Origin of the sequence: Cupriavidus sp. HPC(L) (assembly GCF_000307735.3) — a bacterium.
GTDB lineage: Bacteria > Pseudomonadota > Gammaproteobacteria > Burkholderiales > Burkholderiaceae > Cupriavidus.
On the sequence record NZ_AMPR02000024.1, the window covers coordinates 23770 to 49075 of the forward strand.

Sequence of the window (25306 nt, forward strand, 5' to 3'; positions counted from 1 at the left end):
CGCCATCGGCCGGTCCGCCGGCATCGAACGACAACGTCCACGGAGATTGAGATGACATCCTGGCTGCGCCTGCTGGGCACCGGCCTGGCGGCGACGCTGGCCTTCGCCGCCGCGCCCGCCCTGGCCGAGAGCTATCCCGCCAAGCCGATCCGCCTGATCGTGCCCTTCCCCGCCAGCGGCGCGACCGACCTGCTGGCGCGCGCGATCGCGCAGAAGGTCGGCGCCAACCTGGGCCAGCAGGTCGTGGTCGACAACCGGCCCGGCGCGGGCGGCTCGATCGGCTCCGACATGGCAGCCAAGGCCCCGGCCGACGGTTACACGCTGCTGATGGCCACCAGCAGCACGCATTCGATCGGACCGCATATTCATCCGAAGCTGCCGTACAACGTGCAGACCGATTTCACGCCGATCGGCCAGGTCGCCAGCGCGACCAACCTGCTGGTGGTGACGAACCATCTGCCGGTCAACAACGTCAAGGAACTGATCGCCCATGCCAAGGCGCACCCCGGCGAACTGAACTACGCGTCCAGCGGCAACGGCACCGTGGTCCATCTGATGGCCGAGGCCTTCAGCGCGCAGGCCGGCGTCCAGCTGACGCACATCCCGTACAAGGGCACCGCGCTGTCGATCGCCGACCTGATCTCGGGCAAGGTGCATATCCTGTTCGACAGCATCGTCACCGCCCTGCCGCACGTGCGCGACGGCAAGCTCAAGGCGCTGGCGGTAACCAGCCCGAAGCGTTCGTCGCTGGTGCCCGACGTGCCGACCGTAGGCGAATCGGGCCTGCCCGGCTTCGTCAGCGAGACCTGGTTCGGCATCTATGGCCCGAAGAACCTGCCGGCCGACCTGGTGACGCGCCTGAACGCCGAGTTCAACAAGGCGATCCAGGCGCCGGAGGTCAAGGAACGGCTGGCCAAGCTCGGCGCCGAGCCGGTCGGCGGCACGCCCGCGCAGTTCGCGGCGATCGTCAGCAAGGAAAGCGCCCGCTGGGGCAAACTGATCAAGGACCGCAACATCACCGCGGAATAAGCGGCAGACAACCATAGCCGCCATCACGGCGGCAACGCCAAGAGACAAGCCATGCAGACCTTCGACTGGACCAATCCCTACCCCTCCGTGCGCATTCCGCTGTTCGCGCGCAACGTGGTATCGACCTCGCATCCGCTGGCCGCGCAGGCCGGCCTGCGCATGCTGCTCAAGGGCGGCAACGCGATCGACGCGGCGATCGCCGCCGCCGCCGCGATCACCATCGTCGAGCCGGTGTCGTGCGGCCTGGGCAGCGATGCCTTCGCGATCCTGTGGGACGGCAAGCAGCTGCACGGCCTGAACTCGTCGGGCGTGGCGCCGGCCGCCTGGAACCCCGAGTACTTCCGCAACAAGTACGGCGAGGAAGGCAACGGGCTGGCCAAGCGGCCGATCCGCGGCTGGGACAGCGTCACCGTGCCGGGCGTGGTGGCCGGCTGGGCCGCGCTGCACGAGCGCTTCGGCAAGCTGCCGTTCGCCGACCTGATGGAACCGGCGATCGAGATCGCCGAGCGCGGCTACGCGGTGCCACCGATCGTCGCGCACAAGTGGGCCGCCGCGGTGCCGGACCTGAAGGACCAGCCGGGCTACGCCGACACCTTCATGCCGAACGGCCGCGCGCCGCATACCGGCGAGAAGTTCGTGATGAAGGCCGCCGCGGAAACGCTGCGCCGCATCGGCGCCAGCGGCGGCCGCGACTACTACGAAGGCCAGATCGCCGAGCGCATCGCCGCCTTCAGCAAGGAGTGCGGCGGCGCGATGACGATGGCCGACCTGCGCGACTACCGCCCGGACTGGGTCGAGCCGATCCGCAAGTCCTATCGCGGCTATGAGATCCACGAGATTCCGCCCAACGGCCAGGGCATCGCCGCGCTGATGGCGCTCGGCATCCTGGACAACTTCGACGTGGGCAACCTGCCGGTCGATTCGATCGACTCGCAGCATCTGCAGATCGAGGCAATGAAGCTGGCGTTCGCCGACCTGTATCGCTACGTGTCGGACCCGCGCAGCATGGAAGTCACGCCCGAGCAGATGCTCGACGACGGCTACCTGAAGTCGCGCGCCAAGCTGATCGACATGAAGCGCGCCACGCATTTTGACTTCGGCATGCCCAAGGTCGGCGGCACGATCTACCTGACCGCGGCCGACGAGAGCGGCATGATGATCTCGTTCATCCAGTCGAACTACATGGGCTTCGGCTCCGGCGTGGTGGTGCCCGGCACCGGCATCAGCCTGCAGAACCGCGGCGTCGGCTTCTCGATGGATCCGAAGTCGCCCAATGTGGTCGCCGGCGGCAAGCGCCCGTTCCACACGATCATCCCCGCCTTCATGACGCGCGACGGCCAGCCGGTGATGAGCTTCGGCGTGATGGGCGGCGACATGCAGCCGCAGGGCCATCTGCAGACCGTGGTGCGCATGCTGGACTACAAGCAGCAGCCGCAGGCCGCCTGCTGCGCGCCGCGCTGGAAGGTCAACCGCGACTTCACGCTGGACGTCGAAGCGACGATGAACCCGGCCACCGTTGCGGGCCTGAAGGACCGCGGCCACCAGCTCAAGTCGGTGGCGGACCCGTATATGGACTTCGGCTCCGGCCAGTTCATCTGGCGCCTGTCGGAAGATGCCGAACACGGCTATGTCGCCGCCAGCGACAGCCGTCGCGACGGACAGGCGGTGGGGTTCTGACCTTCCCCGAACAGCCGTCCCCCTGGACACTCATTGCGCCGGCACCATGCCGGCGTTTTTTTTGCACTGGCCCGATCGATGAGTCGTCAACTGTACATGGCCGCGCGCGCCCATCGCCCTACACTGGCAGCTTGTCATTTATCGATGCCACCGCCATGCCCACCTACGCCTTCCGCCTGCTCAATGTCTTTGCCGAATCGACCTTCGGCGGCAATCCCCTGTGTGTGTTCGAGGACGGCCGCGGGCTGGACGACGCCACCATGCAGGCGCTGGCGCTGCAGTTCAACCTGTCCGAGACGACCTTCATCCTGCCGTCGGAGCGGGCCGACGCGATGGTGCGGATCTTCACGCCCGGCTATGAGATGCGCTTCGCCGGCCATCCGACGCTGGGCACCGCGCATGCGGTACGGGCGCTGCGCAACACCGGCGATGCGCTGACGCTCGAGTTCAAGGCGGGCGTCGTGCCGGTGCGCGCGCAAGGCGATGTGTGGAGCTTCACCGCGCCGCATCGCGGCCAGCCGAAGACCGCGCCGGCGCCACTGCCCGATGCGGAAGTCGCCGCGCTGCTCGGACTGCGGGCCGACGATCTGGCCGGCTCGCCGATCTGGGTCGATACCGGCGCCGATCAGCTGCTGGTGCCGCTCAGCAGCCCCGACGCCGTGCGCCGCGCGGTGCCCGACGGCAGCCGCCTGGACGCCTGGCCCGCCAGCAGCCTCGGCCGCAAGACCGCCTATCTGTTCGCCTTCGATCCGCAGCAGCCGGGCCGCGTGGTCGCGCGCTACTTCTTCACCAAGCAGGGCGGCGGCGTGGCCGAGGACCCGGGCACCGGCTCGGCCTGCGCGAATCTCGGCGGCTGGCTGCTCGCCACCGGCCATGCCTTGCCGGCGCGCTACGAGATTGCCCAGGGCGATCTGGTCGAGCGGCCCTGCCGGCTGCGGCTGGAAGTCGATACCGAAGATGGCGAGGGCGCGATCCGCGTCGGCGGCCGCGTGATCGAAATCGGCCGGGGCACCGTCACGCTGTAGACTTGCCGTTGCCGCCCACCGCCCGAACGCACCCCCCGTCGGGAATACCAACCCGCGGCCGCCCCGCTCCTCCACCTCGCTCGACCGCCCATCCGCCATGACCGACCACACCATCGCCACGCTGGCAGACCTGGAAACGCGCTACGGCAATCCCGCGCCGGCCTCGCTCGCCAAGGAAGTCGACTACCTGCATCCGCACTATCGCGCCTTCGTCGAGGCCTCGCCGTTCTGCCTGCTGTCGACGGTGGCCGACGGCATGGCCGAATGCTCGCCGCGCGGCGATGCGCCCGGCTTCGTCAAGGTGCTGGACGACCGCACGCTGCTGCTGCCGGACCGCCGCGGCAACAACCGCATCGACAGCCTGCGCAATATCGTCGCCGACCCGCGCGTCGGCCTGCTGTTCCTGGTGCCGGGCGTCGACGAGACGTTGCGCGTGGCCGGCACGGCGACGATCTCGACCGATCCGGAGCGGATCGCGCAATGCACGGTCGACGGCAAGGCCCCCTCCACCGTGCTGCTGATCGCGATCCGCTCGGTATTCTTCCAGTGCGCCCGCGCGCTGGTGCGTTCGCGGCTGTGGTCGCCCGAAGCGCAGATTCCGCGCAGCGCGCTGCCGAGCACCGGTACCATCCTGGCGACGCTGAGCCGCGATGCCATCGACGGCCGCACCTACGACGCCGAACTGCCGCAGCGGATCCGCCAGACGCTGTACTGACAGAGCGCCGCGGGCCGGGCGGCCACGCCCGGACCATAACCCCGTGTTAAGCCGGTGCGATAAAACGGCATATGACATGGGGATGTCCCCTCCGTACACTGGGCCTTGCCCGTGCGCTCTTTCCTCCGAGCAGCATGTGGCGGGAGGCCCATGGACGATATCGTCGACCTGCTCGAAACCCGGGCGCGCGAGCAACCGGATCGGCTGCTGCTGGCCTGGGAGCCATTCGAGGGCGCCGGGCGCGAGTGGAGCCGTGGGGCCTTCCTCGATGACGTCCGCCGCGTCGCCGGCGGACTCGCCCAGCGCGGCGTGCGGCCCGGCGATCGCGTGCTGCTGCATGCCAACAACTGTCCCGAGTTCCTGCTGACCTGGTTCGGCTGCGCCTGGATTGGCGCGGTCTGCGTGGTGCTCAATCCCAAGTCGGCTACCGACGAGCTGGCCTTCTTCGCCGACCACACCGGCGCGGTCGGCATCGTCACGCAGCGCGGATTGCCCGGTACGCCCCCTTCCACCGGTGCCGGGGCACACCGCCTGCGCTGGCAGATCGTCATCGATGCCGGCGATGCCGACGACACGGCAGGCTTCGCGTCGTTGCACGATGCCCCGGTCGAACGCGTGCGACTGGACCCGCTTGCCCCCGGCAGCATGATGTTCACGTCCGGCACCTCGTCGCGCCCGAAGGCCGTGGTCTGGTCGCGCGCGAACGCGCTGTGGGCGGCGCAATCGTGTGCGGCCGGCATCGGGCTGCTGCGCTCCGATATCGTGCTGGTCCCGCTGCCGCTCTATCACGTCGTGGGGCTGGCCTGGAGCGTGCTGCCCGCCCTGCACGCAGGCGCCACCATCGTGCTGCTGCCACGCTTTTCCGCAAGCCGCTTCTGGCCGGTGGCGCTGGCGCGGCGCTGCACCTTTGCGCCGCACGTGCAATTCACCAGTGCGGCGCTGTTCCGCCAGCCCGTGCCGCCGGCCCACGCCTTCCGGCTGTGGTGCAACTCGGTCTGGCTGCCCGAGTACGAGCGGCATTTCGGCGTGCCGATCCTGGGCTGGTGGGGCATGACCGAACTGCTCGCGCCGGGCATCCTGGGACAGGCCGACCGGGCGGTCGCACCGGGTGCCATCGGGTGGGTCGCGCCCGGCTACGCAGCCCGGATGGCAGGCAGCGGCGGCGCGTCGCTCGCGCCGGGCGAGGTCGGCGAGGTCGAGATCCTCGGCGAGCGCGGACGGACGCTCTTTGCCGGTTACTTCAACGACGAGGAAGCCAACGCTGCCGCCTTCACGGCCGACGGCTGGTTCCGCACCGGCGATCGCATGAAGGTCCACGCCGACGGCTCGATCCAGTTCCTGGAGCGTACGCGCGACGTGATCAAGTGCGGCGGCGAAGGCGTGTCGCCGGCGGAAGTCGAACGCGTGGTCCGCGCGGTGCCGGGCGTCGCCGATGTCTCGGTGGTGGGCCGTGCGGATGGCGCCATGGGCGAGGTCGCGGTCGCCTTCGTGGTGCCGACCGATGCCAGCGCTTCGACCGAAGCGTTGTCCCGCGAGATCGACGCGGCTTGCCGCGCGCGGCTTGCGGGCTTCAAGGTGCCGCGCGAGATCCGCTTTCTCGCCAGCCTGCCGCTGGCCGGCATCAACAAGGTCGCCAAGGGCGAGCTGCGCCGCCTTGCCGCGGACAACGCCACCAAGGCCCGGGACGACGACCGTGACCGCAATGTGCCAGCCGAAGGAAGCCCAGCATGAAAGCCCTCGTCACGCTCCTGTCCTCGATGATGCTGGTCTGCGGCGGCGCGGCGCTGGCCGAGGAGTTTCCGTCGCGTACCGTCACGCTGGTGGTGCCAGCGGCGCCTGGCGGTCCCAGCGACGCGTTGGCGCGCACGCTGGCCGAGAAGCTCAAGACCACGCTGGGCCACAGCGTCGTCACCGAGAACCGCGGCGGCGCCAACGGCACCATCGGCGTCAACTCGGTGGTGCGCAGCAAGGCCGACGGCCATACGGTGCTGTTCTCGGTCGACGGGCCGCTGACCACCATTCCGGCGCTGATGCCGGACACGCCCTACGATGCATCGCGCGACCTGATGCCGGTGGCCATCGTCGGCGATGGCGGCGACGTGGTGCTGGCGGTGCCGGCCGATTCGCCGGCCAAGACGGCGCAGGAACTGGCGACGCTGCTGCGCCAGCGGCCGGACAAGGCCAACTATGTATCGTCCGGCGCCGGCTTTCCCAGCCATGTCGTCGGCGAGCTCTACAAGCGCGAGGCGAAGGTCTCTGCCCAGCATGTGCCGATGAAGGGCGCGGGCGCGGCGATGGTGGAGCTGCTGTCCGGCCGGTACAGCTTTTCGTTCCCGCCGGCGAGCCTGGCGCTCGTGCAGCAGAAGGCCGGCAAGATCCGCGTGCTGGCCGTGGCGGGCGAACGGCGCAACGCGCTGTTCCCGGACGTGCCCACGCTGGCCGAGGCGGGGTACCCCAATATCGCCGCGCCCGGCTACTGGATCGCCACCTATGTCCCGGCCGCCACGCCGCGCGCGACGGTGGACCGGCTCGCTGCGGCCATCCGCGGCGCCACGCACGCGCCGGACTTCGCACCGCTGCTGCAGACGCAGGGCATGGTGGCCTCCGACCTGTCGCCCGAGCAGATCCGCGGGCGCGTGCAGCGCGAATCCGCGTACTGGCGGCGGACCATCGAGCAACTGAACATCAAGATGGGATGAGGCGGCGATGGCCAGCCCCATCGACTTCTATTTCGACTTCATCTCGCCCTACGGCTACTTCGGCTCGACGCAGATCGATGCGCTCGCGGCCCGCCATGGCCGAACCGTGGTGTGGCGCCCCTTCCTGCTCGGGGTCACGGTGGTCAAGATCATGGGTCTGAAGCCGCTGATGGAGACGCCGCTGAAGTCGGATTACCTGCGGCTCGACAAGCCCCGGATGGCGCGGATATTCGGCGTGCCGTTCGTCCAGCGCGATATGCGGGGCGTCAATTCGGTCAAGGCATCGCGCGCCTTTCTGGCGCTGGACGAACGCGATCCGGCGCAGGCGAAACGCTTCGCGCAGCGCATCTTCGCCAGGCTGTGGGCGCGCGGGGAAGACATCACGGATCTCGATGCGGTGCTGGAGGAGGCCGCCGCGGTCGGCGCCGATACCGGCTGGCTGGCGGCCGAGATCGCCTCCCCCGAAGGCAAGCGGCGGCTCGAGGCGGCGGTGGACCATGCCGTCTCGCAAGGCGTCTTCGGCGCGCCCTTCTTTATCGTTGACGGCGAGCCGGTGTGGGGCGTCGATCGGCTGTGGCTGGTCGAACGGCTGCTGAACGAGGCGGCCTGAGAACCGATGCTCGAAGCGCGGAATCTCAGGTGAGGCCCGAGCCCGCCGCGCTGCGCGCCTTGCCTTTGGTGGGGGCCGCGGCGCAGGCCCGCTCCGGCCGCGCGCGGATGCCCTCGACCAGCGTACGCACCATCGCCTCGGCCAGGCGCTCGCGCGCGTGCTCGTCGGCATCGGCCTCCGGGCGATACCAGATCAGCGACCACTGGATGCCGCCCAGCAAGGTCTTCACCGCGATCGACAGGTCGGCATCGGCGGCCAGCGAGCCATCGCGCCTCGCCGCCGCGGCCTGATCCTTGAACAGCTTCTCGAAGCGGTCGCGGCTCGCGATCAGTTCGTCCAGCGTCTGCCGCTGCGACGGCGTGGTCGCACCGAAGCGATGCATCTGCACGCCCTGCGCCACCACGCTCTCGAAGGTATGGTGTCGCAGCACGGCCACCGCATGCGCGCGCAGCATCGCCGCCAGCACGGTGACGCCATCGCCCTCGAGCTTGCGCGCGGGCTCGACGGCCTCGAACAACAAGCGCATCCCTTCGCGATGCACCTCGAAGAACAGGTCGATCTTCGACGCGTAGTGATGGTAGATGCGGCCCTTGGTCGCGCCGAGCCGCCGCGCGACGTCGTCGATGCTGGTGGCATGGAAGCCTTGTTCCATGAAGCATTCCGCGGCCTGGACCAGGATTTCCTGTTTGCTTGGGGTCATGTCGCCCCTCCCCGGGCGATATCGCGAAACAGTTGCTTCGCATACCGGCGGAAGTCTACCTCCAGCGTGTAGCGTGCCGAGCCGACGAAGCGGCGCGACACATAGTCCCGATGCGCGCCGATCTCCGCCATCATGCCGTCCCGGCCCGGCAGCCGGATCTCGTTGGCCAGCACCGCGGCCAGCCACTTGCCCTGGATCTCGACCAGCGGGATCGTCGGGCCGATCGGCTGCACCAGCCCGAGCATGAACAGACCGTGCCGATCCGGCGGCATCATGCGGCGATAGAGTTCGGCCTTGCCATCCGCGACCTCGAACACCTGGCGATCGAGAAACGGAAAGCTGGCCCGGTAGCCTGTCGCGTGGATGATCGCATCGACCGCTTCTCGGCTGCCGTCGTCGAAATCGACGTACTCGCCATCGAGCCGGCGGATGTTTGGCTTGACGCGGATCCAGCCATGACCGCAATACGGGATCAGCTCCTGGCTCAGCGTCGCATGCTCGCGCCAGATCGCGTGGCGCGGCCGCGGAATGCCGACACGCGCCTGGTCGCCGGTGGCCAGATACGCGAGCCAGCGCACCAGCGTACGGGTGACGCGCGTCGGCAGATGCAGGCGCCGCGCGAAGAAGGCAGACCAGCGGTCGGTAGGATGGCCCATGATGTATTTGGGCATGATCCAGGCGCTGCGCCGCGTCGAGATCCAGGTCCGCTTCGCCGACTTGCAGACGTCGACCGCGATATCGACCGCGGAATTGCCGATGCCGACGATCAGCACGTTGCGGTCGCGGAACGGCTCGGCGGTGCGGTAGTGGTGCGAGTGAATCTGCTCGCCGGAGAAGTGGCCGTCGAAGCTCGGCCAGCGCGGATCCCACAGATGGCCGTTGGCGACGATCACCGCGCGATAGCGCCGGCTGCTGCCGTCGCCCAGCGTGACGCGCCAGCTGCCATCGCCGGCCGGCTCGACGCGCTCGACCCGTGTGTTGAAGCGGATATGCGGCGGGATGCCGAAGCGCTCGGCATAGGCTTCCAGATACTCGATGACCTCGTAGTGCGACAGGAAGTCGGGATAGCGGTCCGGAATCGGAAAATCGGAGTAGCCGAGGTTGGTGCGGCTGGTGTCGATATGCAGGCTGCGATAGGCCGACGACATGCCGTTGTCGTTTTCGTAGCGCCACATGCCGCCGATCTTCGAGCCCAGCTCGAAGCAGTCGAAAGCGATGCCCTTCTCCTTCAGCGCCTTGGCGGCGGTCACGCCGGACGAGCCTGCGCCGACGATGCAGACCGGCAACGCGGCGACCTCGGCCGGCAGCCGGTCGTCGAAGCGCATCGCGGCCTCGGCCTGCCGCTCGCCTTCGTCAACGGACATCGGGCCGTTGCGGCGGAATCCGATTGCGGGGTTCTTCATGCCGCCGCCTTCTCGTCCAGATAGGCGGCGAGGATCGCGTCGACATCCGGATCGGCATGCAGACCGAGCGCGCTGGCCCGGTCCGACGTGAAGGCACGCGGCCAGCTGTCGATCACGCGCTGGAGCGCGGGGTCGGGTTCGTAGCGGACCCGCGCCGCGGCTTCGTCGCCCGCCGCGCGACGCAGCGCGGCCACCATCTCCGCGACGGTAGTCGACAACGACGGCAGGTTCAGCGCGCGGTCGTGCGGCAAGCGGTCCGCCGGCAGATCGTGCATAGCGATCAGCGCCCGCGCGACGGCCTGTGCGGACGCGACCGGCATCCGCGTGTCCGGATGCAGGCCGCAGACGACATCGCGGCCCGCCAGCGGCTCGCGCACGATCGCGGCGATGCGGTCCGACACCGCCGGCGATGGCGCGCCGTCGCGGATCAGCACGATCGGCAGCCGCAACGCCCGTGCGTCGACGCGACCGCGGCGGCTGTAGTCGGCCAGCAGCAGCTCGGCAATGGCCTTGTGCGTGCCGTAGGTCGTGTCGGGCTCGGCGCGCAGGCCATCGCCGACGGTCGCGGGCAGCTTGCCGCCGAACACCGCGATCGAGCTCGCCAGCACCAGCCGGGGCGGCTTGCCGAAGCCGGCGATCAGCGCGCGCAGCGCCTCGACATGGAGGCGATAGGCGCGCGGCTCGTCGGCCTCGGTCTCCAGCGTCAGGCTCGCGGCCAGATGGAACACGCTGTCCGGCGCCAGGCTTGCCAGTTGCGAGACAAAGCCCGGCTCGGCCAGGTCCCCGCGCAGCACGTTGCGCCGGCACGTCGCATCGCCCACCAGCGGCACCTCGGCGCGATCGGCGAGCACCAGTTCCTGGATCCGGCGCGGCGTGCCGTCCGCGTCGGCCAGGCTACCGCGCGCGATCAACGCACGTTGCAGCGCGGTGCCGATGAAGCCGGCCGCGCCCGTGATCAGAACCCGCATGCCTCAGTCTCCTGTTTTGTGTCGGCAAGTGTCGCCCCTGCCGTTTGCCAAAACATACTACTCAGTAGGTTCGATGCGGTCAAAATTTTTTGGCGACGGCATCACCCTGTCGAGTACGCGGGGCCCAGCGGCTTTGGCCCGAAGCCGGAGGACCAAAGACGCTGCGCCCCCGCGTTCGCGGGGGCGACGGGCGCTGTCGGATCGCGTTATTTCGACGTACCGCGCGGCAGCCACTCGGCCGCGTCGCTGCCCAGCGGCACCGACGGCTGTTCCCAGCGCGCCGGCGTCTCCGACAGTTGCGCCGCGTGGCGCACCGTCGTCAGCATGCCGAAGCCCGACGGCACGGCCTCGAGCAGGTCGCTGATGTCGTCGATGCGCTGATCCGGCGCCTGCAGGCCGTTGTCGACCCGGCCAAGGCCGCGCAGCCACTGCGCGGTCTGTGCCAGCGACACGCGTACGTGCCAGCTGCCGCCCTCGGTGGCGCGCCGGTGCAGCGCGGCCATCGCGCCGAGCGCCAGCAGGTAGCCGGCGGCGTGATCGAGCACCTGGGCCGGCAGCGGACGCGGCGTGTCGCTGCCGGCCGCTCGTGCCTCGGCGTCGTTGAAGCCCGTCGCGGTCTGCACCAGCGAATCGAAGCCGCGCTTGCCGGCCCACGGTCCGACATGGCCATAGGCGGACAGCGAGACATAGACGATGCCCGGCCGGGCGCGCGCCGCCGCCTCGGGGCCGAAGCCCAGCGCCGCGAGCCCGCCCGGCCGATAGCCCTGCAGGAAGACATCGGCGCCGTGCAGCAGCTTGTGCAGCGTGTGCTTGTCGTCGGCGTCGCGCAGATCGAGCTGGCAGGACCGCTTGCCGCGGCCGGTGTCGATCACCAGCGGCGGGATCGACGGCAGGTGCGGCGCGGTGACCAGCAGCACGTCGGCGCCATGGGCGGCCAGCGTGCGCCCGGCAACCGGGCCGGCGATGATGCGGGTGAACTCGAGCACCCGCACGCCGGACAGCGGGCGGGCGTCCTGCGCCGGCAGGTCCGGCAAGGGCATCGGCGGTGCGTCGCCGATCCGCTCGATGACGATCGGCGGCAGCTCGCGCAGCGCGGCGGCCTGCGGATGACGATCCCATTCGTCGAAGCTGCGCATCGCCGCGACCACCATGCCCGCATCCGAAGCCGCGGTCTCGAACGCCTCGGCGTCCCATTTGCCCAGCGCGGCCTGCACCTCGTCCTTCTGATTGGCGCAGCCGAGCAGGCGCAGCACGCCGTCGCGGTGATGCAGGAAGTTGGTGTGCAGCCGGACCCAGCGGCCATCGCCGCAACGATAGGCGCCCGCGATCTTGTCCCACAGCTCCGGCGCGGGGCCGCCATCGACGCGCAGATAACGTTCGCTGCGGAATTCCGCGATGGCGTGGCGCATGTCGACCGCGACCTGCTGCCAGCGGCCGGTGCGCTGCTGCCACAGCGCCGCGGCCGCCAGCGCCGACGCCGCCAGGCTCGCCTGCGCGGCGGTACCGACCGCGAACGACGACGGCAGCACCGGTTCGGCTCCGCTCAGCGTGGCCTGCGCGAGGGCGGTGTCGGGCAGGCCGGTGGTGCGCCACAGCGCGGCTAGGACGGCGGCGGGTTCGGGCGATGGCATGGCGCTCCTCGTCAACGAAGGGGGATGGGACTCCATGCTAGCCCGCCTCCAGCGATTGCGCGCGCGTCCGATGCGCCGGCACGGTAAAATCCCCGGTTCCCGCCAACATGCCGGGCCCTCGGGGCCGCGGTGCGCTGGCCCGGCGCCATCCGCGCCGATCCTTACCTCGAATCCGAATTCGCCCTGAAGCCGGCCGCGACCCGCGGCCCAACCTGGCCAAACCATGAGCCACGACCCGAAAGCCCAAGACAGCACGCCCGCCGCCTCGAACTTCCTGCGCAGCATCATCGACCAGGATCTGGCCGCCGGCACCTATGCCGGCCGCAACGACGCCCAGGGCCGGCCGTTGCCCACCGTGATCACGCGCTTCCCGCCGGAGCCCAACGGTTATCTGCATATCGGCCACGCCAAGAGCATCTGCCTGAATTTCGGGCTGGCGCGCGACTACGGCGGCCGCTGCCACCTGCGCTTCGACGACACCAATCCGGTCAAGGAAGACACCGAGTACGTCGATTCGATCATCGACGCGGTGCACTGGCTCGGCTTCAGCTGGGACAGCGCCGACGCGCAGGGCGGCCGGCAGGCCCACCTGTACTACGCCAGCGACTACTTCGACCAGCTGTACGCCTTTGCCGAGAAGCTGATCGAACGCGGCGTCGCGTATGTCGACAGCCAGAGCGCCGAGCAGATCGCCGCCAGCCGCGGCAACTTCGCCGAGCCGGGCACGCCGTCGCCCTACCGCGAGCGCAGCGTCGAGGAGAACCTGCAGCTGTTCCGCGACATGCGCGCCGGCAAGTACGCCGACGGCGAACACGTGCTGCGCGCGAAGATCGACATGGCCGCGCCCAACATCGTGATGCGCGATCCGGTGCTCTACCGGATCCGCCATGCGCACCACCATCGCACCGGCGACAAGTGGTGCATCTATCCGATGTACGACTTCACGCATTGCATCTCCGATGCGCTGGAGAACATCACCCACTCGCTGTGCACGCTGGAGTTCGAGAACAACCGTCCGCTGTACGACTGGGTGCTGGCCCAGCTGCGCGAATGCGGCGTGTTCCGCGAGCCGCTGCCGCATCAGTACGAGTTCGCCCGGCTGAACCTGACCTATGCGATCACCAGCAAGCGCAAGCTGCTGCAGCTGGTCAACGAGGGCCGCGTCGATGGCTGGGACGATCCGCGCATGCCGACCATCGTCGGCATCCGCCGCCGCGGCTATACGCCCGAATCGATCCAGCTGTTCTGCGATCGCGTCGGCGTGGCCAAGTCGGACAGCTGGATCGACATGAGCACGCTGGAAGGTGCGGTGCGCGACGACCTCGATGCCCGCGCGGCGCGTGGCGTGGCGGTGCTCGATCCGCTGAAGCTGATCCTGGACAACTATCCGGAAGGCCAGAGCGAGGAGTGCTCGGCGCCGGTCCATCCGAAGCAGCCCGAGCTCGGCAAGCGCGTGTTCCCGCTGTCGCGCGAGCTGTGGATCGAGCGCGAGGACTTCAACGAGAACCCGCCGAAAGGCTATTTCCGGCTGTTCCCGGGCAACAAGGTGCGGCTTCGCTATGGCTACGTGATCGAATGCACCGGCGTCGACAAGGACGCCGACGGCAATGTGGTCGCAGTCCATGCGAACTACCTGCCGGACACCAAGAGCGGCACGCCGGGCGCGGACAGCGTCAAGGTCAAGGGCAACATCCACTGGGTCAGCGCCGAGCATGCGCTGCAGGCCGAGGTGCGGCTGTACGACCGGCTGTTCAACGACCCGCATCCGGACGCCGGCGGCAAGAACTTCCTCGATGCATTGAACGCCGACTCCAAGCGCGTGGTCACAGCGTATCTGGAGCCCGGCCTGCGCGAGGCCAAGGCCGAGGACCGCTTCCAGTTCGAGCGGCACGGCTACTTCGTCGCGGACCGGGTCGACAGCCAGCCCGGCCGTCCGGTCTTCAACCGCATCGTCGGACTGAAGGACAGCTGGGGCAAGTAGGCGCCCTGTCCTCGATTGCCGACAAAGCCGGTCGTCCCCGCGAACGCGGGGACCCAGTGGCTTTCAAGGACGCTGGATTCCCGCTTTGGCGGGAACGACATGATGGTTATTGAGGCTTTGTCAGCAACCGATGCCACACACCCAAACCCGATCTTCACCATGCAGACCCTGACCTTCCCGCTGGACCGCGAGCACATCGCGCTGAACGATCTGCTCAAGCTGGCCGGCGTGGTCGACAGCGGCGGCGCCGGCAAGGCGCTGGTCGCTGCCGGCGAGGTCGCGGTCGACGGCGTGGCCGAGTCGCGCAAGACCGCGAAGATCCGCGCCGGCCAGGTGGTGACGCTGCCGGGCGTGACGATCCGGGTGGTGGCGGCGTGATTGCTGCCTCATTGCTGCGGGACCGCTGCCTCATCACGGCCTGAGCGCTGCCTGCCGCCCACGACAGAACCAAGGACAACGCCATGCCGATCGCTTTCTGGTGCGTGCTGATCGCCGGCATCCTGCCCATCGTCACGGTGGGCATCGCCAAATGGGGCGCGCCCGGCTTCGACAACCATGACCCGCGCGCCTGGCTGGAGCGGCAGAGCGGCCGCGCCCGCCGCGCCGACCTGGCCCACCGCAATCACTTCGAGGCCTTCCCGCTGTTCGCCGCCGCGGTGCTGTGCGCCAGCCATCTGCAGGCGCCGCAGGCGCGCATCGACGAGCTGGCGGTCGCCTTCATCGTGATCCGCGTGCTCTACACCGTCTGCTATCTCGCCGATCGCGCCACGCTGCGCTCGCTGTGCTGGACGCTGGGCTTCCTGTGTGTGCTCGGCATTTTCCTGCTGCCGGTGCTGGTGCCCTGACAGAGTGTCGGCTTCTTTCACAGGTCGACCAGGCGACACCTGAGATCCCGAAATCTTCTGTAGAATCAGCGCTTTGCAAAATTTAGCCCCGGCATGTTTCGCCCGGGTGCGACGGGACGGGGAATCATGTTCGGGATTGGACTGGGGGATGTGGTGGCGGCTTCGCTCGCTGCCGCAGGGGCGTGCTTGATCTGCAGCATTCCGCGCGATTTCGTCGGCCATCTGCGCAACTTCCCCGGCTGGGTGATGCGTACCTACGGCCGCCGCGCCCTGGTGATCCCGGTGCTGGTGATGCTGGTGATCGGCCGCCTGGTCGAACTCGGCGTCAACGGGCAGGTCGACAGCCCGGCCGGCCAGGCGATGGTCATCGCCGCCGCCTTCCTCGCGCTGGTGATCGCCTCCGCGCTGCTGCGCTTCTACCTCAGCGATTACCGCAAGTCCCGCTGACATCCGCGCCGCGCCTCCCGCGCGGCGTTGTGTTTTTCACAGTCCGCTGCCGCTTGCCTGCGGCCATGTCCCGCACCGTCATGCGCGCGGTGATCGGGTAACATGCGCGCTTTGCCGGCCGGCCATGCCGGGCATCCTGCCCGCGCCATCGGCCGGCCCGCCGCCCCCTCTTCCCCCATGGCCCTGAAGTCCACCATCTGCAAAGCCGAGCTGTCGATCTCCGATATGGACCGGCACTACTACGGCACCCATGCGCTGACCGTCGCGCAACACCCGTCCGAGAACGATGCCCGCATGATGGTGCGGCTGCTGGCGTTCGCCTGCGAGGCCAGCGAGACGCTGAGCCTGACGCGCGGGCTTGACGAGCCCGACGAGCCGGACCTGTGGGAGCGCAGCCTGACCGGCGAGATCGAACACTGGATCGACCTGGGCCAGCCCGACGAGACGCGGCTCAAGCGCGCGGCCTCGCGTGCCGCGCGCGTGACCGTGTTCGCCTACCAGCCCGCCAGCGCCCGCGAATGGTGGAAGGGCATCGCCGGCAAGGCCGGCAAGCTGCGCAATCTGACGGTCCACGCGGTGCCGGGCGAGGCGGTCGACGCGCTGGCCGGCATGGCGCGCCGCGCGATGCGGCTGACCGTGACGATCCAGGACGGCGAGATCTGGTTCAGCGACGACGAGCGCAGCGTGCAGCTGCGCCTGGATACCTGGCAGCGGGCCGACGGCTGAGCGCTTGCGGGTACACTGCCGTCTCGGCAGCACCGCGGCAGCACTGCGGCAGGACCGTGAGCGCCGGCCACGGCCGCGGGGTCCATGCTCCGAATCACCACGCGGGTCGCGATCGCCGATCGCGATGCGCAGTCACACAAAGGAAAGACCGATGATCACCACTCCTTCCGGCCTGCAATACGAAGACACCGTGACCGGCCAGGGCGCCGAAGCGACCGCGGGCAAGCACGTCACCGTGCATTACACCGGCTGGCTGTACGAGAACGGCCAGGCCGGCCGCAAATTCGATTCGAGCAAGGATCGCAACGATCCCTTCGTGTTCCCGCTGGGCGCCGGCCACGTGATCCGCGGCTGGGACGAAGGCGTGCAAGGCATGAAGGTCGGCGGCACCCGCCGGCTGGTGATTCCCGCCGACCTGGGCTATGGCGCACGCGGCGCCGGCGGCGTGATTCCGCCGAACGCCACGCTGCTGTTCGAAGTGGAGCTGCTGGCCGTCTGAGGCGGTTCAGCACGCCAGGTTTGTCGTCCCCGCGAACGCGGGGACCCAGTGACTCTTGAAGACGCTGGATTCCCGCCTTCGCGGGAATGACATGATGGTCGATCGGGCGTCGTCTGCGGGTACGAGCCAGCCAACACGCTCAGAAGCCGATCGACGCGTTGCCGACGTCGACGCGCACCTTATCGCGGCCCAGGATATGCGCGGCATGCCGCGCGTACTCCCGGGCCCAGTCCGGATCGCCGGCAAAGCGCTGCTCGCCCGAGAAGCGCGCCACGCTGAGGATCTTGTCGATGACCAGCACCTTGCCCACCGGGCTGGACGCCTGGCAGTCGAGCTCCGCATACTCCCGGTCGAACCAGCGCCAGCCCGCATCGTCGCTGATGCCCGCGAGTTCGGTATCGCCGATGGTGAACTCGAATTCCTTGCCGGTGCCAAAGGCCACCGTAAGTGTTCGCGCCATATCCGTCCCTCCTGGTAGTTGGCAGCCATTGTAAGGACGGCGCAACATCGGCCGCCACCCCGCCGGCAGTGGGTAGGGCTTCCCCGTTGCCCCACGCCGACATCTTCCTGCCATGTGGTGTACCAAGCCTCCCGCTGCCCGGCTTTGCATTATGCTTGCACCATGGCCATCACCCGACAAGATCTCGAAGCGGACCGGCTGCGGACCACGCTGGGCGGTACCCCGGTGGCTTCCTCGCTGCTGTCGGACGACGCGCTCGAGCGCTCGTTGCGGTCCACGCTGGATCGCCGGCCCGACCAGCCGGACATGCATGGCGACGTCTGGCTGTTCGGCTACGGCTCCCTGATCTGGAACCCGATGGTGGTGCACACCGAGCGCCGGCTCGCGACCGTGCACGGCTACCACCGCGGTTTCTACCTCTATTCGCGCATCAATCGCGGCACCTGGGACAACCCCGGCCTGGTGCTCGGCCTGGACCGCGGCGGCAGCTGCCACGGCATGGTGTTCCGCATCCCGAGCCACGTCGTCGAGCAGGAATTCCGCGTGCTGTGGCGCCGGGAGATGATGACCGGCGCCTACCATCCGCGGTGGCTGCGCGTGAAGCTCGATGGCGATGCGGCCCCGCAGCGGGCGCTCGCCTTCGTGATGAACCGCGCCCACGAAGCCTATGCCGGCCGCCTGCCCGACGAGCGCGTGGTGGCCTGCCTGCGGCGCGCCACCGGCCTGTACGGCCCCGCGCGCGACTATCTGCACCAGACACTGCTGGGCCTGGCCACGCACGGCGTCGACGACCCCTATCTGGGCCGGCTGTGGCGGCAGATCCAGGCCGCCGACGCGGAACCGGCCGACGAATCGGACGGTGAATCGGCCGGCGAGCCCGCCGCCGACAGCAAAGCGGCCAACGCCGCCTGAACCGGAGAGCGCCATGCCCGCCCCCGCCCGAGCCCGCCGCCTGATGGTCGCCGAAGCGCTGGGGTTGTCGGGGCTGCTGCTCGGTGGGGCCTTGCTGTCAGGGCCGGCCGGCGTATCGATGGCGGCCCGGCCCGGCTCGTCCTCGCCGGCTCCCGCTTCGCCGTCGTCCCCACAACGTGCCGCCACGCAGCCGGGCAGCGCCGGCAGGCCACACGACGGGCTGAGCGGGCTGAACCGCAATCTGCTGACTGCCGCCTCGCTCGGCGACGCGGCGCTGGTGCGCAAGCTGCTGGGTGCCGGCGCGTCGCCGCATGCCGCCGACGAGCGCGGACGCACGGCGCTGCTGCTCGCGGTCTATCAGCGGCATGGCGAGGCGGCCCGCGCGCTGATCCACGCGGGCGCCGATGTCAATCACAAGGACGAGCAGGCCAACAGCGCCTTCCTGCTGGCCGCCGCCAGCGGCCAGCTCGAACTGGTGCGGCTGGCGCTGGCGCACGGCGCCGATCCGCGCAGCACCGACCGCTATCGCGGCACCGCGCTGACCGCGGCGTCGCAGCACGGCAACCCCGAGGTGGTCCAGCTGCTGCTGCAGGCCGGCGTGCCGGTCGATCATGTCAATGCGCTGGGATGGACGGCGCTGCTCGAGGCGATCGTGCTCGGCGACGGCAGCGCGCGCTACGAGCACGTGGTGCAGCTGCTGCTCGACGCCGGCGCCGATGCGAACCTGGCCGATCGCGACGGCGTCACGCCGACGCGCCATGCGCGCGAGCGCGGCTACAAGACGATGGTCAAGATGCTGATGCGGGTGCGCGGGCACTGAGCGGCCGCGCACCCCTTGCACCGCGCGGCATCAACGGAGGCGCGCGTTCTCGGCTTCCTGCAACTGGCGCCACATCACCTTGCCGGTCCCGGACTTCGGCAGTGCGTCGACGAACTCGACCACGCGCGGATACTTGTAGGCGGCCATATTGTCCTTGGCCCAGCCAATGATGTCGTCGGCGGTGGTCTTGCCCTTGGCGTGCGCCTTCAGCACGACCACGGCCTTGACCGTTTCGCCGCGATAGGCGTCACGCGTGCCGATGATGCAGGCCTCCTGCACGTCCGGATGCTTGTACAGCAGGTTCTCGACCTCGGCCGGCCAGACCTTGAAGCCGGACGCGTTGATCATCCGCTTGAGCCGGTCCGTGATGAAGAAATAGCCCTCCTCGTCCATCCGGCCCAGGTCGCCGGTGCGGAAGAAGGTCTTGCCCTCGAACTCGATGAAGGCCTCGCGCGTCGCGTCCGGCTTGCCCCAGTAGCCCTTGAACACCTGCGGGCCGCAGACGATGATCTCGCCGACCTCGCCCGGCGGCAGCTCCTTCAGCGTGACCGGGTCGACCACGCGCGCATCGGTGTTGAAGGTTGGCACGCCCAGGCACTGCAGCTTGGGCCGGTCCGACGGATTGCTGTGGGTCGGCGCCATCGTCTCGGACAGGCCGTAGCCTTCGAGATAGTTCAGGCCGAACTGCTCGCGCAGCCGCTCGGCGATCGCCTGCGGCATCGCCGCCCCGCCCCCGCCGATATAGCGCAGGCTCGACAGGTCGAACTCGGCCAGATTCGGACTGGCCAGGAAATCGATCACCATCGTCGGGATATTGGTCCAGTGCGTGACCTGGTAGCGCGAGATCAGCCGGCCCGCGACCTCGCGGTCCCAGCGCGGCAGCATCACCACGGTCGCGCCGCTGTAGATCGGGCCGTTCATGCCGTACTGCATGCCGGTCACGTGGAACAGCGGCAGCACCGACAGGATCACCGACTCGGCGCCCGAGCCCGACCAGGTCGAACCGCCGACCACGTTGTGCATCACCGATCGATGGGTATGGATGCAGCCCTTCGGGAAACCGGTGGTGCCCGAGGTATAGGGCATTACCGCCATGTCGTCGGGACCTGCGGTATGCGGGCTGGGCTGGTGGCCGGAGGCCAGCGCGTCGCGCCAGGGCACGGCGCCGGCCGGCAGCGGGTGCTCGGCGGTCAGCCAGGCGGGCGGCGCGTCCTCGGGGTGTTCGTGGCGCTCGGGCAGCGCGTCGGCGTATTGGGTCACCAGCAGATGCTGCAGCTGCTGCTCCTGCGGCAGCTCGGCATTGGCGGCCGCGGCGCCGCCGGCCAGATCGGCCGAGCAGATCGCCACGCGCGCCTGCGCGTCGGTGATGTAGTGCTTGAATTCCTCGGCGCGGTTCATCGGATTGACGGGCACCACCACCGCGTCGGCACGCAGGATCGCGTAGTAGCCGACGATGAACTGCGGGCAGTTCTGCATGTACAGCAGCACCCGGTCGCCCTTGGCCACGCCGGCCTCGCGCTGCAGCCAGCCGGCCAGCGCGGTCGCCTGCGCCTCGAGCTCGCGGAAGGTGATGGCCTTGCCGAAGTAGCGGATCGCGGCCTTGTCGGCATAGCGGCGCGCCGACACTTCCAGATTGACCCACAGCGAGGTCTCGGGCAGCACGATGGCGGTGGGCGCCCGCTTGGGCCAGAACTGGAAATGCGGGCGCGCGGCGGGCTTCTGGGTCTGCATGCGTTGTCTCCTGAGCGGTCTTCGCGACCTGTTCTCGAGCGTCGTTGCTGGGCGTCGTAGTCTGGCGATGAGCCGACGCCGCCGCGGCCGGCAAGCAGCCTCGGCGGCGAATCGTCAAGCAATATAACCGAACGACCGTTCTATTTCCAAGGGGTAGATTCCCGCAAACAGGGTTGACATGAGCGGCGCCGTCCCCACATCGATCACAGGGATCCGGCCGTACGGCGCGTTGCCGAACCTGGCGGCATGCGCCTGGGCCGGGCGCGGATCACACGCGATATCAGGAATTCACGAACAGCGAGGCAAGGAATGAGCGACGTCACCCTGCAGAACTTCGACCACGACGTGATTGCGCTGTCGCGCAGCGTCCCCGTGCTGGTGGACTTCTGGGCGCCATGGTGCGGACCGTGCCGCACGCTGGGCCCGCTGCTGGAAAAACTCGAGCGCGAGGCCGGCGGCAAGTGGAAGCTGGCCAAGATCAACGTCGACGAGAATCAGGAGCTGGCCGCCCACTTCGGCGTGCGCAGCATTCCGCATGTGGTGGCCTTTGTCGACGGCAAGCCGGTCGATCAGTTCATCGGCGTGCTTCCCGAATCGGGCCTGCGCGAATTCATCGCGCGAGTCACGCCGAACCCGGGCCAGATCGCGCTGCGCGAGGCACGACAGGCGGCCGCCGGCGGCAAGCGCGACATCGCGCGCGAGGCCTTCCAGGCCGCGCTGGCGTTCGATCCCGGCTTCGACGAGGCCCGCATCGACTACATCGCGTTCCTGCTCGACGGCAATGCGCTGGAGGAAGCCGAGGCCCAGTTCGGCATGCTGACGCCGCGCGCGCCGCAGCACGATGCCTACGCCGCGCTGCAGACGCGGCTCGAGGCGATGAAGGGCCTGGGCGACCTGCCCGACGAGGCCACGCTGACCGGCCGCATCGAGGCCAATGCCGCGGACCTGCAGGCCCGGCTCGATCTGGCGCGGCTGCTGATCGCCCGCCGTCAATACGAACCGGCGCTGGAGCAGTTGCTGGCGATCGTGCGCACCGACCGCGGCTTCGAGGACGATGTCGGCCGCAAGACGATGCTGTCGGTGTTCGAGATGATGGGCGACGCGCCGGAGGCGGTGTCGCGCTGGCGGCGGCAGTTGAGTGCGGCGTTGAACTGAGGCCGTTGGGCTGACGGGGGCGGCTGCCCTCTCCCCCGGCCCCTCTCCCGCAAAGCGGGAGAGGGGAGAAAACCGACCGCGATGTCCGGCGAGCAGGAAAGCAGAAAACCGATCGCTATGTCTGTCCGAGCTTGCCGAGTGCGCCCCCCTCTCCCCCTCAGGGGGAGAGGATTGGGGAGAGGGGGTGGTCTTGAAGCGCAGGCAATCGCCCCACCCTCAACCCGCCGGCCCCTCCACCAACGTAAAGCCGTTCTGCCGCATATGGGCGACCATCGCGGCGTCCTGCTTGCGCACATGCAGCGCGAACCAGCCGGGCAGTTCCGCCACCAGGCGGCGCCCGGTCTCGAAGTCTCCTTCCTGCTCGACCTTGGCCCGGACCTTGTCGACGATCTCCAGCATCTGCCGATGCTCGCCGGCATGGCACTGGCGCGGCCCGAAGTTCATCGCCTCCATCCACGCCTCTTCCATGCCGAAGTGATAGCGCGTGTGGTCGATCCATTCGTCCAGCGCCGCCAGAAAGCCATCGTCGCCGGCACGCGCGGCGGCCTCCAGCAGCAGCACGAACTCCGCATGGGTATGGTCGGTGACCGGCTCGCCCAGATGCAGGTCGGCCGGCAGCGCGCTGCTGTCGAGCTCGGGCGGTGCGGCAGGGGAAGCCGTGGGGGCCGGCGCCGCGTGATCGGAGGCGTCAGCGTGAGCGGGAGCGGAACCGGGAGCGGAAGCGGGAGCGGAAACGGTCATGTAGGCGATCGGTTATGCTGCGCGGAATGCCCGAAGGCACAGGGATACGCGCAAGGATACCGAATCCCGCGCGAATCCCGCGCCGGGCACGCCGTCCTTCCCCCTTCGTTCCCCTCGATGCCACGACTGATTTTCTTCTGCGGACATGCCGGTACCGGCAAGACCACGCTGGCCCATCGGCTGATCGGCCCGCTGATGGAGGCCACCGGCGAGCCGTTCTGCCTGCTCGACAAGGACACGCTGTACGGCCGCTACAGCGCCGCCGCGATGGGGGCGCTGACCGGCGATCCCAACGACCGCGACAGTCCGCTCTATCTGCAGCATCTGCGCGATCCGGAATACCAGGGCCTGCTCGATACCGCGCGCGAGAACCTGGCGCTGGGCATCAGCGCGATCGTGATCGGCCCGCTGTCGCGCGAGATCCGCGAGCATCGGCTCAGCGACCCGAACTGGCTGGCGGTGCCGGCCGGCACCACGGTGCGCATCGTCTGGGTCCATCTGCCGGAGGACGAGGCGCACGCGCGCATCGTGCGGCGCGGCAATCCCAACGACGCCTACAAGCTCGCGCACTGGGAAGACTATCGGCAGCGGCGCTTCATGCCGGCGGCGGCCGACTATCCCGAACTGATCTTCTTCGACAACCTCGCGCCCGGCGAGGCGCAGGTCGCGCGGCTGCTGGACGCGCTGCGCGCCTGAACACTCGTGTCGTTCCCTGCAGGCGGGGACCCAGTGGCTTGAGCTCAAGTCGCTGGGCCCCCGCGTTCGCGGGGGCGACAGAGAACCGCCAGCGTCAGCGGGCCTGCGCGATCGCGCTCAGCGCCACCGACGCCGCGACGAAGCCGAACACCGCGGTGACCGCCACCGACGAGCCGAAGCCCGCGCAGGCCAGCCCCTGCGGCCCCTGCCGCGGCGGATGGGCGGCGTCGGCGAACGGCGCCTCGTCGATCTCGCATGCCTGCTGCTCGGGCTCGGGATAGCGCAACGGTTCGTCGGAATAGACCGCCGGCAGGCCGAACGGCTTCTTCGGGTCGCGCGGCAGACCCCACTGCTTGCGCAGCCCGGCACGGACCTTGGCCAGCAACGGGTCCTGGATCGTGCGGGACAGGTCGGCGACGCGCACGCGGGTCGGGTCGAGCTGGCCGCCCGCGCCGCCGCAGGTGACGATCGGCAGCCGCTGGCGCCGGGCCCAGCCCAGCATCGCGATCTTGACCTTGACCGCGTCGATCGCATCGATCACGTAGTCGTGGCCGGCCAGCAGCGCCTCGACGTTGTCGGGCGTCACGAAATCGTCGACCGGACGGACCCGCACGCGCGGGTTGATCTGCACCAGCCGCTGCGCCATCGCCTCGACCTTGGCGCGCCCGTACTCGTCGCCCAATGCGTGGATCTGCCGGTTGGTATTGGACGGGGCGATATGGTCCAGATCGATCAGCGTGATGCGGCCCACCGCGTTGCGGGCCAGTGCCTCGGCGGCCCAGCTGCCGACCCCGCCGATGCCGACCACGCAGAGGCTGGCCGCCTCGAGCCGGGCCAGCCCCTCGGCGCCGTAGAGCCGCGCCACGCCGCCGAAGCGGCGGTGATAGTCGTCGGCCTCGGCGCTGTCGTGCGGCAGCGCGGCAGGCAGTTCCGCCAGCGCCAGCGCGGCGGCGGGGTCGTCATTGTGGTCGGGTCGGGAGTGCGCGTTGCGGTCGTCGGCCATCGAGGACTTCACCATCGGCTGGACCCGCCGGCCGGCAGGGACAAGGCGCGGCGGCGGGCGAAAAATGCGGAAAACGCGGGCATCATTGTCAGTCGCATGCCGACAGGACGGCCCGGCGCGCAACTATACAATAGCCGCAACGTGGTACGTCCGCCGCGCCAGCGCACCAGCCCGGTCCGCGCGTGCGCCGGCCAGGAGCCCTTCAATGTCGATGCGCCGCCAGGCCGTGCTGTGGAGTGTGTTGACGCCCTTGGTATTGATTGCGGCGGTGGTGGCCTTCGTGCTGCTGTTCGACTGGAACCGCCTCAAGCCGTGGCTCAACGAGAAGGTCAGCGATGCGATCGGGCGGCCATTCGCCGTCAATGGCGACCTGATCCTGACCTGGCGCCGGCCAGAAGGCGAGAGCGGCTGGCGGCGCCTGGTGCCGTGGCCGCGGCTGTCCGCGCGCGACATCACGATCGGCAATCCCGACTGGACCCAGCAGCCCAACCTCGCCACCGCGCGCGAGCTGGTGTTCCTGCTGCGGCCGCTGCCGCTGCTGGCGCGCGAGATCTCGCTGCCGACCATCACGATCGACGGCCCCTCGGTCGCGCTCGAACGGCTGGCCGACAAGCGCAACAACTGGACCTTCCCCACCCGCGAAGACAAGGAGCCATCGCAATGGCATCTGGAAATCGGCGAGGTGGTGCTGACGCGCGGCCATCTGGCGCTGAACGACGCCGCCAGCAAGATCGAACTGCGCGCGACGCTGGAGACCATCGGCGATGCCCAGCTATATGACAAGGATCGCGACGGCCCGCTTGCACCTTCATCCGCACCTTCATCGGCACCTT

The 25306-nt window shown here is 69.2% G+C and carries 26 protein-coding genes; 18 read left to right on the forward strand and 8 right to left on the reverse strand.

What is annotated here, in order from left to right; translation table 11 throughout:
• Positions 1-51: 51 nt before the first annotated feature.
• The 7 genes from B551_RS02640 to B551_RS02670 all read left to right on the forward strand — a co-directional run bounded on the left by B551_RS02640 (position 52) and on the right by B551_RS02670 (position 7755).
• Positions 52-1029, forward strand: coding sequence for a tripartite tricarboxylate transporter substrate binding protein (locus B551_RS02640; protein WP_023263429.1), 978 nt, complete (start codon positions 52-54; stop codon positions 1027-1029).
• A 51-nt stretch (positions 1030-1080) separates the two neighbouring features.
• Positions 1081-2706: a gamma-glutamyltransferase gene (gene ggt, locus B551_RS02645; protein ID WP_023263430.1), complete on the forward strand. Its 1626-nt coding sequence runs from the start codon at positions 1081-1083 to the stop codon at positions 2704-2706.
• 155 nt (positions 2707-2861) lie between these two features.
• Positions 2862-3731, forward strand: a complete 870-nt coding sequence (locus B551_RS02650) for a PhzF family phenazine biosynthesis protein (protein WP_023263431.1) — start codon at positions 2862-2864, stop codon at positions 3729-3731.
• Positions 3732-3828: 97 nt separating this feature from the next.
• Positions 3829-4446: a pyridoxamine 5'-phosphate oxidase family protein gene (locus B551_RS02655; protein WP_006576718.1), complete on the forward strand. Its 618-nt coding sequence runs from the start codon at positions 3829-3831 to the stop codon at positions 4444-4446.
• A 150-nt stretch (positions 4447-4596) separates the two neighbouring features.
• The gene (locus B551_RS02660; RefSeq protein WP_006576717.1) at positions 4597-6177 is read left to right on the forward strand and encodes an AMP-binding protein; all 1581 of its coding nucleotides are present in this window, start codon (positions 4597-4599) and stop codon (positions 6175-6177) included.
• Positions 6174-7145 carry a tripartite tricarboxylate transporter substrate binding protein gene (locus B551_RS02665; RefSeq protein ID WP_006576716.1) on the forward strand — a complete coding sequence of 324 codons (972 nt, stop codon included), beginning with the start codon at positions 6174-6176 and terminating at the stop codon, positions 7143-7145. The genes B551_RS02660 and B551_RS02665 overlap by 4 nt, the downstream gene beginning before the upstream one ends.
• A 7-nt stretch (positions 7146-7152) precedes the next feature.
• Positions 7153-7755: a 2-hydroxychromene-2-carboxylate isomerase gene (locus tag B551_RS02670; RefSeq protein ID WP_006576715.1), complete on the forward strand. Its 603-nt coding sequence runs from the start codon at positions 7153-7155 to the stop codon at positions 7753-7755.
• 25 nt (positions 7756-7780) lie between these two features.
• Here the strand turns inward: B551_RS02670 and B551_RS02675 are convergent, their stop codons facing one another.
• The 4 genes from B551_RS02675 to B551_RS02690 all read right to left on the reverse strand — a co-directional run bounded on the left by B551_RS02675 (position 7781) and on the right by B551_RS02690 (position 12457).
• Entirely contained in the window at positions 7781-8455 is a 675-nt protein-coding gene (locus B551_RS02675; protein ID WP_006576714.1) for a TetR/AcrR family transcriptional regulator, read from the reverse strand.
• The gene (locus tag B551_RS02680; protein ID WP_006576713.1) at positions 8452-9858 is read right to left on the reverse strand and encodes an NAD(P)/FAD-dependent oxidoreductase; all 1407 of its coding nucleotides are present in this window, start codon (positions 9856-9858) and stop codon (positions 8452-8454) included. Before B551_RS02680 ends, B551_RS02675 begins: the two co-directional genes overlap by 4 nt.
• Positions 9855-10826, reverse strand: a complete 972-nt coding sequence (locus tag B551_RS02685) for an NAD-dependent epimerase/dehydratase family protein (RefSeq protein WP_006576712.1) — start codon at positions 10824-10826, stop codon at positions 9855-9857. The genes B551_RS02680 and B551_RS02685 overlap by 4 nt, the downstream gene beginning before the upstream one ends.
• Positions 10827-11032: 206 nt before the next feature.
• Positions 11033-12457 (reverse strand): CoA transferase, encoded by a 1425-nt coding sequence (locus tag B551_RS02690; RefSeq protein ID WP_023263432.1) that lies wholly within the window; start codon positions 12455-12457, stop codon positions 11033-11035.
• Between the two features lie 223 nt (positions 12458-12680).
• On the opposite strand from B551_RS02690, the gene B551_RS02695 reads away from it, so the two are divergent.
• From B551_RS02695 to B551_RS02720, 6 genes are all read left to right on the forward strand, one after another.
• Positions 12681-14438 carry a glutamine--tRNA ligase/YqeY domain fusion protein gene (locus B551_RS02695; RefSeq protein WP_006578671.1) on the forward strand — a complete coding sequence of 586 codons (1758 nt, stop codon included), beginning with the start codon at positions 12681-12683 and terminating at the stop codon, positions 14436-14438.
• Positions 14439-14597: 159 nt separating this feature from the next.
• Positions 14598-14816, forward strand: coding sequence for an RNA-binding S4 domain-containing protein (locus tag B551_RS02700; RefSeq protein ID WP_006578670.1), 219 nt, complete (start codon positions 14598-14600; stop codon positions 14814-14816).
• A gap of 83 nt (positions 14817-14899) precedes the next feature.
• Positions 14900-15283, forward strand: coding sequence for an MAPEG family protein (locus B551_RS02705; protein ID WP_006578669.1), 384 nt, complete (start codon positions 14900-14902; stop codon positions 15281-15283).
• Positions 15284-15409: 126 nt separating this feature from the next.
• Positions 15410-15730 (forward strand): hypothetical protein, encoded by a 321-nt coding sequence (locus tag B551_RS02710; protein WP_023263433.1) that lies wholly within the window; start codon positions 15410-15412, stop codon positions 15728-15730.
• A gap of 177 nt (positions 15731-15907) precedes the next feature.
• Positions 15908-16456: a YaeQ family protein gene (locus B551_RS02715; RefSeq protein ID WP_006578667.1), complete on the forward strand. Its 549-nt coding sequence runs from the start codon at positions 15908-15910 to the stop codon at positions 16454-16456.
• A gap of 151 nt (positions 16457-16607) precedes the next feature.
• Positions 16608-16955 carry an FKBP-type peptidyl-prolyl cis-trans isomerase gene (locus B551_RS02720; RefSeq protein ID WP_006578666.1) on the forward strand — a complete coding sequence of 116 codons (348 nt, stop codon included), beginning with the start codon at positions 16608-16610 and terminating at the stop codon, positions 16953-16955.
• Positions 16956-17094: 139 nt separating this feature from the next.
• Here B551_RS02720 and B551_RS02725 read toward each other — a convergent pair whose 3' ends face one another.
• Positions 17095-17415 carry a hypothetical protein gene (locus B551_RS02725; protein ID WP_006578665.1) on the reverse strand — a complete coding sequence of 107 codons (321 nt, stop codon included), beginning with the start codon at positions 17413-17415 and terminating at the stop codon, positions 17095-17097.
• Between the two features lie 162 nt (positions 17416-17577).
• Here B551_RS02725 and B551_RS02730 point away from each other — a divergent pair, with 162 nt between their 5' ends.
• Positions 17578-18327 (forward strand): gamma-glutamylcyclotransferase, encoded by a 750-nt coding sequence (locus B551_RS02730; RefSeq protein WP_006578664.1) that lies wholly within the window; start codon positions 17578-17580, stop codon positions 18325-18327.
• Between the two features lie 13 nt (positions 18328-18340).
• Positions 18341-19147: an ankyrin repeat domain-containing protein gene (locus B551_RS02735; RefSeq protein WP_157071897.1), complete on the forward strand. Its 807-nt coding sequence runs from the start codon at positions 18341-18343 to the stop codon at positions 19145-19147.
• Positions 19148-19177: 30 nt separating this feature from the next.
• On the opposite strand, the gene B551_RS02740 is transcribed toward B551_RS02735, so the two are convergent.
• Positions 19178-20878, reverse strand: a complete 1701-nt coding sequence (locus B551_RS02740) for a long-chain fatty acid--CoA ligase (RefSeq protein ID WP_023263434.1) — start codon at positions 20876-20878, stop codon at positions 19178-19180.
• A 309-nt stretch (positions 20879-21187) separates the two neighbouring features.
• On the opposite strand from B551_RS02740, the gene trxA reads away from it, so the two are divergent.
• The gene (gene trxA, locus B551_RS02745; protein ID WP_006578662.1) at positions 21188-22033 is read left to right on the forward strand and encodes a thioredoxin; all 846 of its coding nucleotides are present in this window, start codon (positions 21188-21190) and stop codon (positions 22031-22033) included.
• Between the two features lie 216 nt (positions 22034-22249).
• On the opposite strand, the gene B551_RS02750 is transcribed toward trxA, so the two are convergent.
• The gene (locus B551_RS02750) at positions 22250-22774 is read right to left on the reverse strand and encodes a hemerythrin domain-containing protein (RefSeq protein ID WP_023263435.1); all 525 of its coding nucleotides are present in this window, start codon (positions 22772-22774) and stop codon (positions 22250-22252) included.
• A 117-nt stretch (positions 22775-22891) separates the two neighbouring features.
• Here B551_RS02750 and B551_RS02755 point away from each other — a divergent pair, with 117 nt between their 5' ends.
• Positions 22892-23470: an ATP-binding protein gene (locus B551_RS02755; RefSeq protein ID WP_006580022.1), complete on the forward strand. Its 579-nt coding sequence runs from the start codon at positions 22892-22894 to the stop codon at positions 23468-23470.
• A gap of 94 nt (positions 23471-23564) precedes the next feature.
• Here B551_RS02755 and B551_RS02760 read toward each other — a convergent pair whose 3' ends face one another.
• The gene (locus B551_RS02760; protein ID WP_043437022.1) at positions 23565-24407 is read right to left on the reverse strand and encodes a ThiF family adenylyltransferase; all 843 of its coding nucleotides are present in this window, start codon (positions 24405-24407) and stop codon (positions 23565-23567) included.
• 271 nt (positions 24408-24678) lie between these two features.
• Here B551_RS02760 and B551_RS02765 point away from each other — a divergent pair.
• On the forward strand, positions 24679-25306 hold a 628-nt coding region (locus B551_RS02765), incomplete at its 3' end, for an AsmA family protein (protein ID WP_043437002.1).

Excerpts from the sequence above, each read along its gene's own strand:
- B551_RS02675 (WP_006576714.1), bottom strand. The coding sequence starts at position 8,455 with ATGACCCCAAGCAAACAGGAAATCCTGGTCCAGGCCGCGGAATGCTTC.
- B551_RS02705 (WP_006578669.1), top strand. The coding sequence starts at position 14,900 with ATGCCGATCGCTTTCTGGTGCGTGCTGATCGCCGGCATCCTGCCCATC.
- B551_RS02665 (WP_006576716.1), top strand. The coding sequence starts at position 6,174 with ATGAAAGCCCTCGTCACGCTCCTGTCCTCGATGATGCTGGTCTGCGGC.
- B551_RS02720 (WP_006578666.1), top strand. The coding sequence starts at position 16,608 with ATGATCACCACTCCTTCCGGCCTGCAATACGAAGACACCGTGACCGGC.
- B551_RS02660 (WP_006576717.1), top strand. The coding sequence starts at position 4,597 with ATGGACGATATCGTCGACCTGCTCGAAACCCGGGCGCGCGAGCAACCG.
- B551_RS02740 (WP_023263434.1), bottom strand. The coding sequence starts at position 20,878 with ATGCAGACCCAGAAGCCCGCCGCGCGCCCGCATTTCCAGTTCTGGCCC.
- B551_RS02690 (WP_023263432.1), bottom strand. The coding sequence starts at position 12,457 with ATGCCATCGCCCGAACCCGCCGCCGTCCTAGCCGCGCTGTGGCGCACC.
- trxA (WP_006578662.1), top strand. The coding sequence starts at position 21,188 with ATGAGCGACGTCACCCTGCAGAACTTCGACCACGACGTGATTGCGCTG.
- B551_RS02680 (WP_006576713.1), bottom strand. The coding sequence starts at position 9,858 with ATGAAGAACCCCGCAATCGGATTCCGCCGCAACGGCCCGATGTCCGTT.
- B551_RS02730 (WP_006578664.1), top strand. The coding sequence starts at position 17,578 with ATGGCCATCACCCGACAAGATCTCGAAGCGGACCGGCTGCGGACCACG.
- B551_RS02640 (WP_023263429.1), top strand. The coding sequence starts at position 52 with ATGACATCCTGGCTGCGCCTGCTGGGCACCGGCCTGGCGGCGACGCTG.
- B551_RS02735 (WP_157071897.1), top strand. The coding sequence starts at position 18,341 with ATGCCCGCCCCCGCCCGAGCCCGCCGCCTGATGGTCGCCGAAGCGCTG.
- B551_RS02715 (WP_006578667.1), top strand. The coding sequence starts at position 15,908 with ATGGCCCTGAAGTCCACCATCTGCAAAGCCGAGCTGTCGATCTCCGAT.
- B551_RS02655 (WP_006576718.1), top strand. The coding sequence starts at position 3,829 with ATGACCGACCACACCATCGCCACGCTGGCAGACCTGGAAACGCGCTAC.
- B551_RS02695 (WP_006578671.1), top strand. The coding sequence starts at position 12,681 with ATGAGCCACGACCCGAAAGCCCAAGACAGCACGCCCGCCGCCTCGAAC.
- B551_RS02725 (WP_006578665.1), bottom strand. The coding sequence starts at position 17,415 with ATGGCGCGAACACTTACGGTGGCCTTTGGCACCGGCAAGGAATTCGAG.
- B551_RS02700 (WP_006578670.1), top strand. The coding sequence starts at position 14,598 with ATGCAGACCCTGACCTTCCCGCTGGACCGCGAGCACATCGCGCTGAAC.
- B551_RS02650 (WP_023263431.1), top strand. The coding sequence starts at position 2,862 with ATGCCCACCTACGCCTTCCGCCTGCTCAATGTCTTTGCCGAATCGACC.
- ggt (WP_023263430.1), top strand. The coding sequence starts at position 1,081 with ATGCAGACCTTCGACTGGACCAATCCCTACCCCTCCGTGCGCATTCCG.
- B551_RS02685 (WP_006576712.1), bottom strand. The coding sequence starts at position 10,826 with ATGCGGGTTCTGATCACGGGCGCGGCCGGCTTCATCGGCACCGCGCTG.
- B551_RS02755 (WP_006580022.1), top strand. The coding sequence starts at position 22,892 with ATGCCACGACTGATTTTCTTCTGCGGACATGCCGGTACCGGCAAGACC.
- B551_RS02750 (WP_023263435.1), bottom strand. The coding sequence starts at position 22,774 with ATGACCGTTTCCGCTCCCGCTTCCGCTCCCGGTTCCGCTCCCGCTCAC.
- B551_RS02710 (WP_023263433.1), top strand. The coding sequence starts at position 15,410 with ATGTTCGGGATTGGACTGGGGGATGTGGTGGCGGCTTCGCTCGCTGCC.
- B551_RS02670 (WP_006576715.1), top strand. The coding sequence starts at position 7,153 with ATGGCCAGCCCCATCGACTTCTATTTCGACTTCATCTCGCCCTACGGC.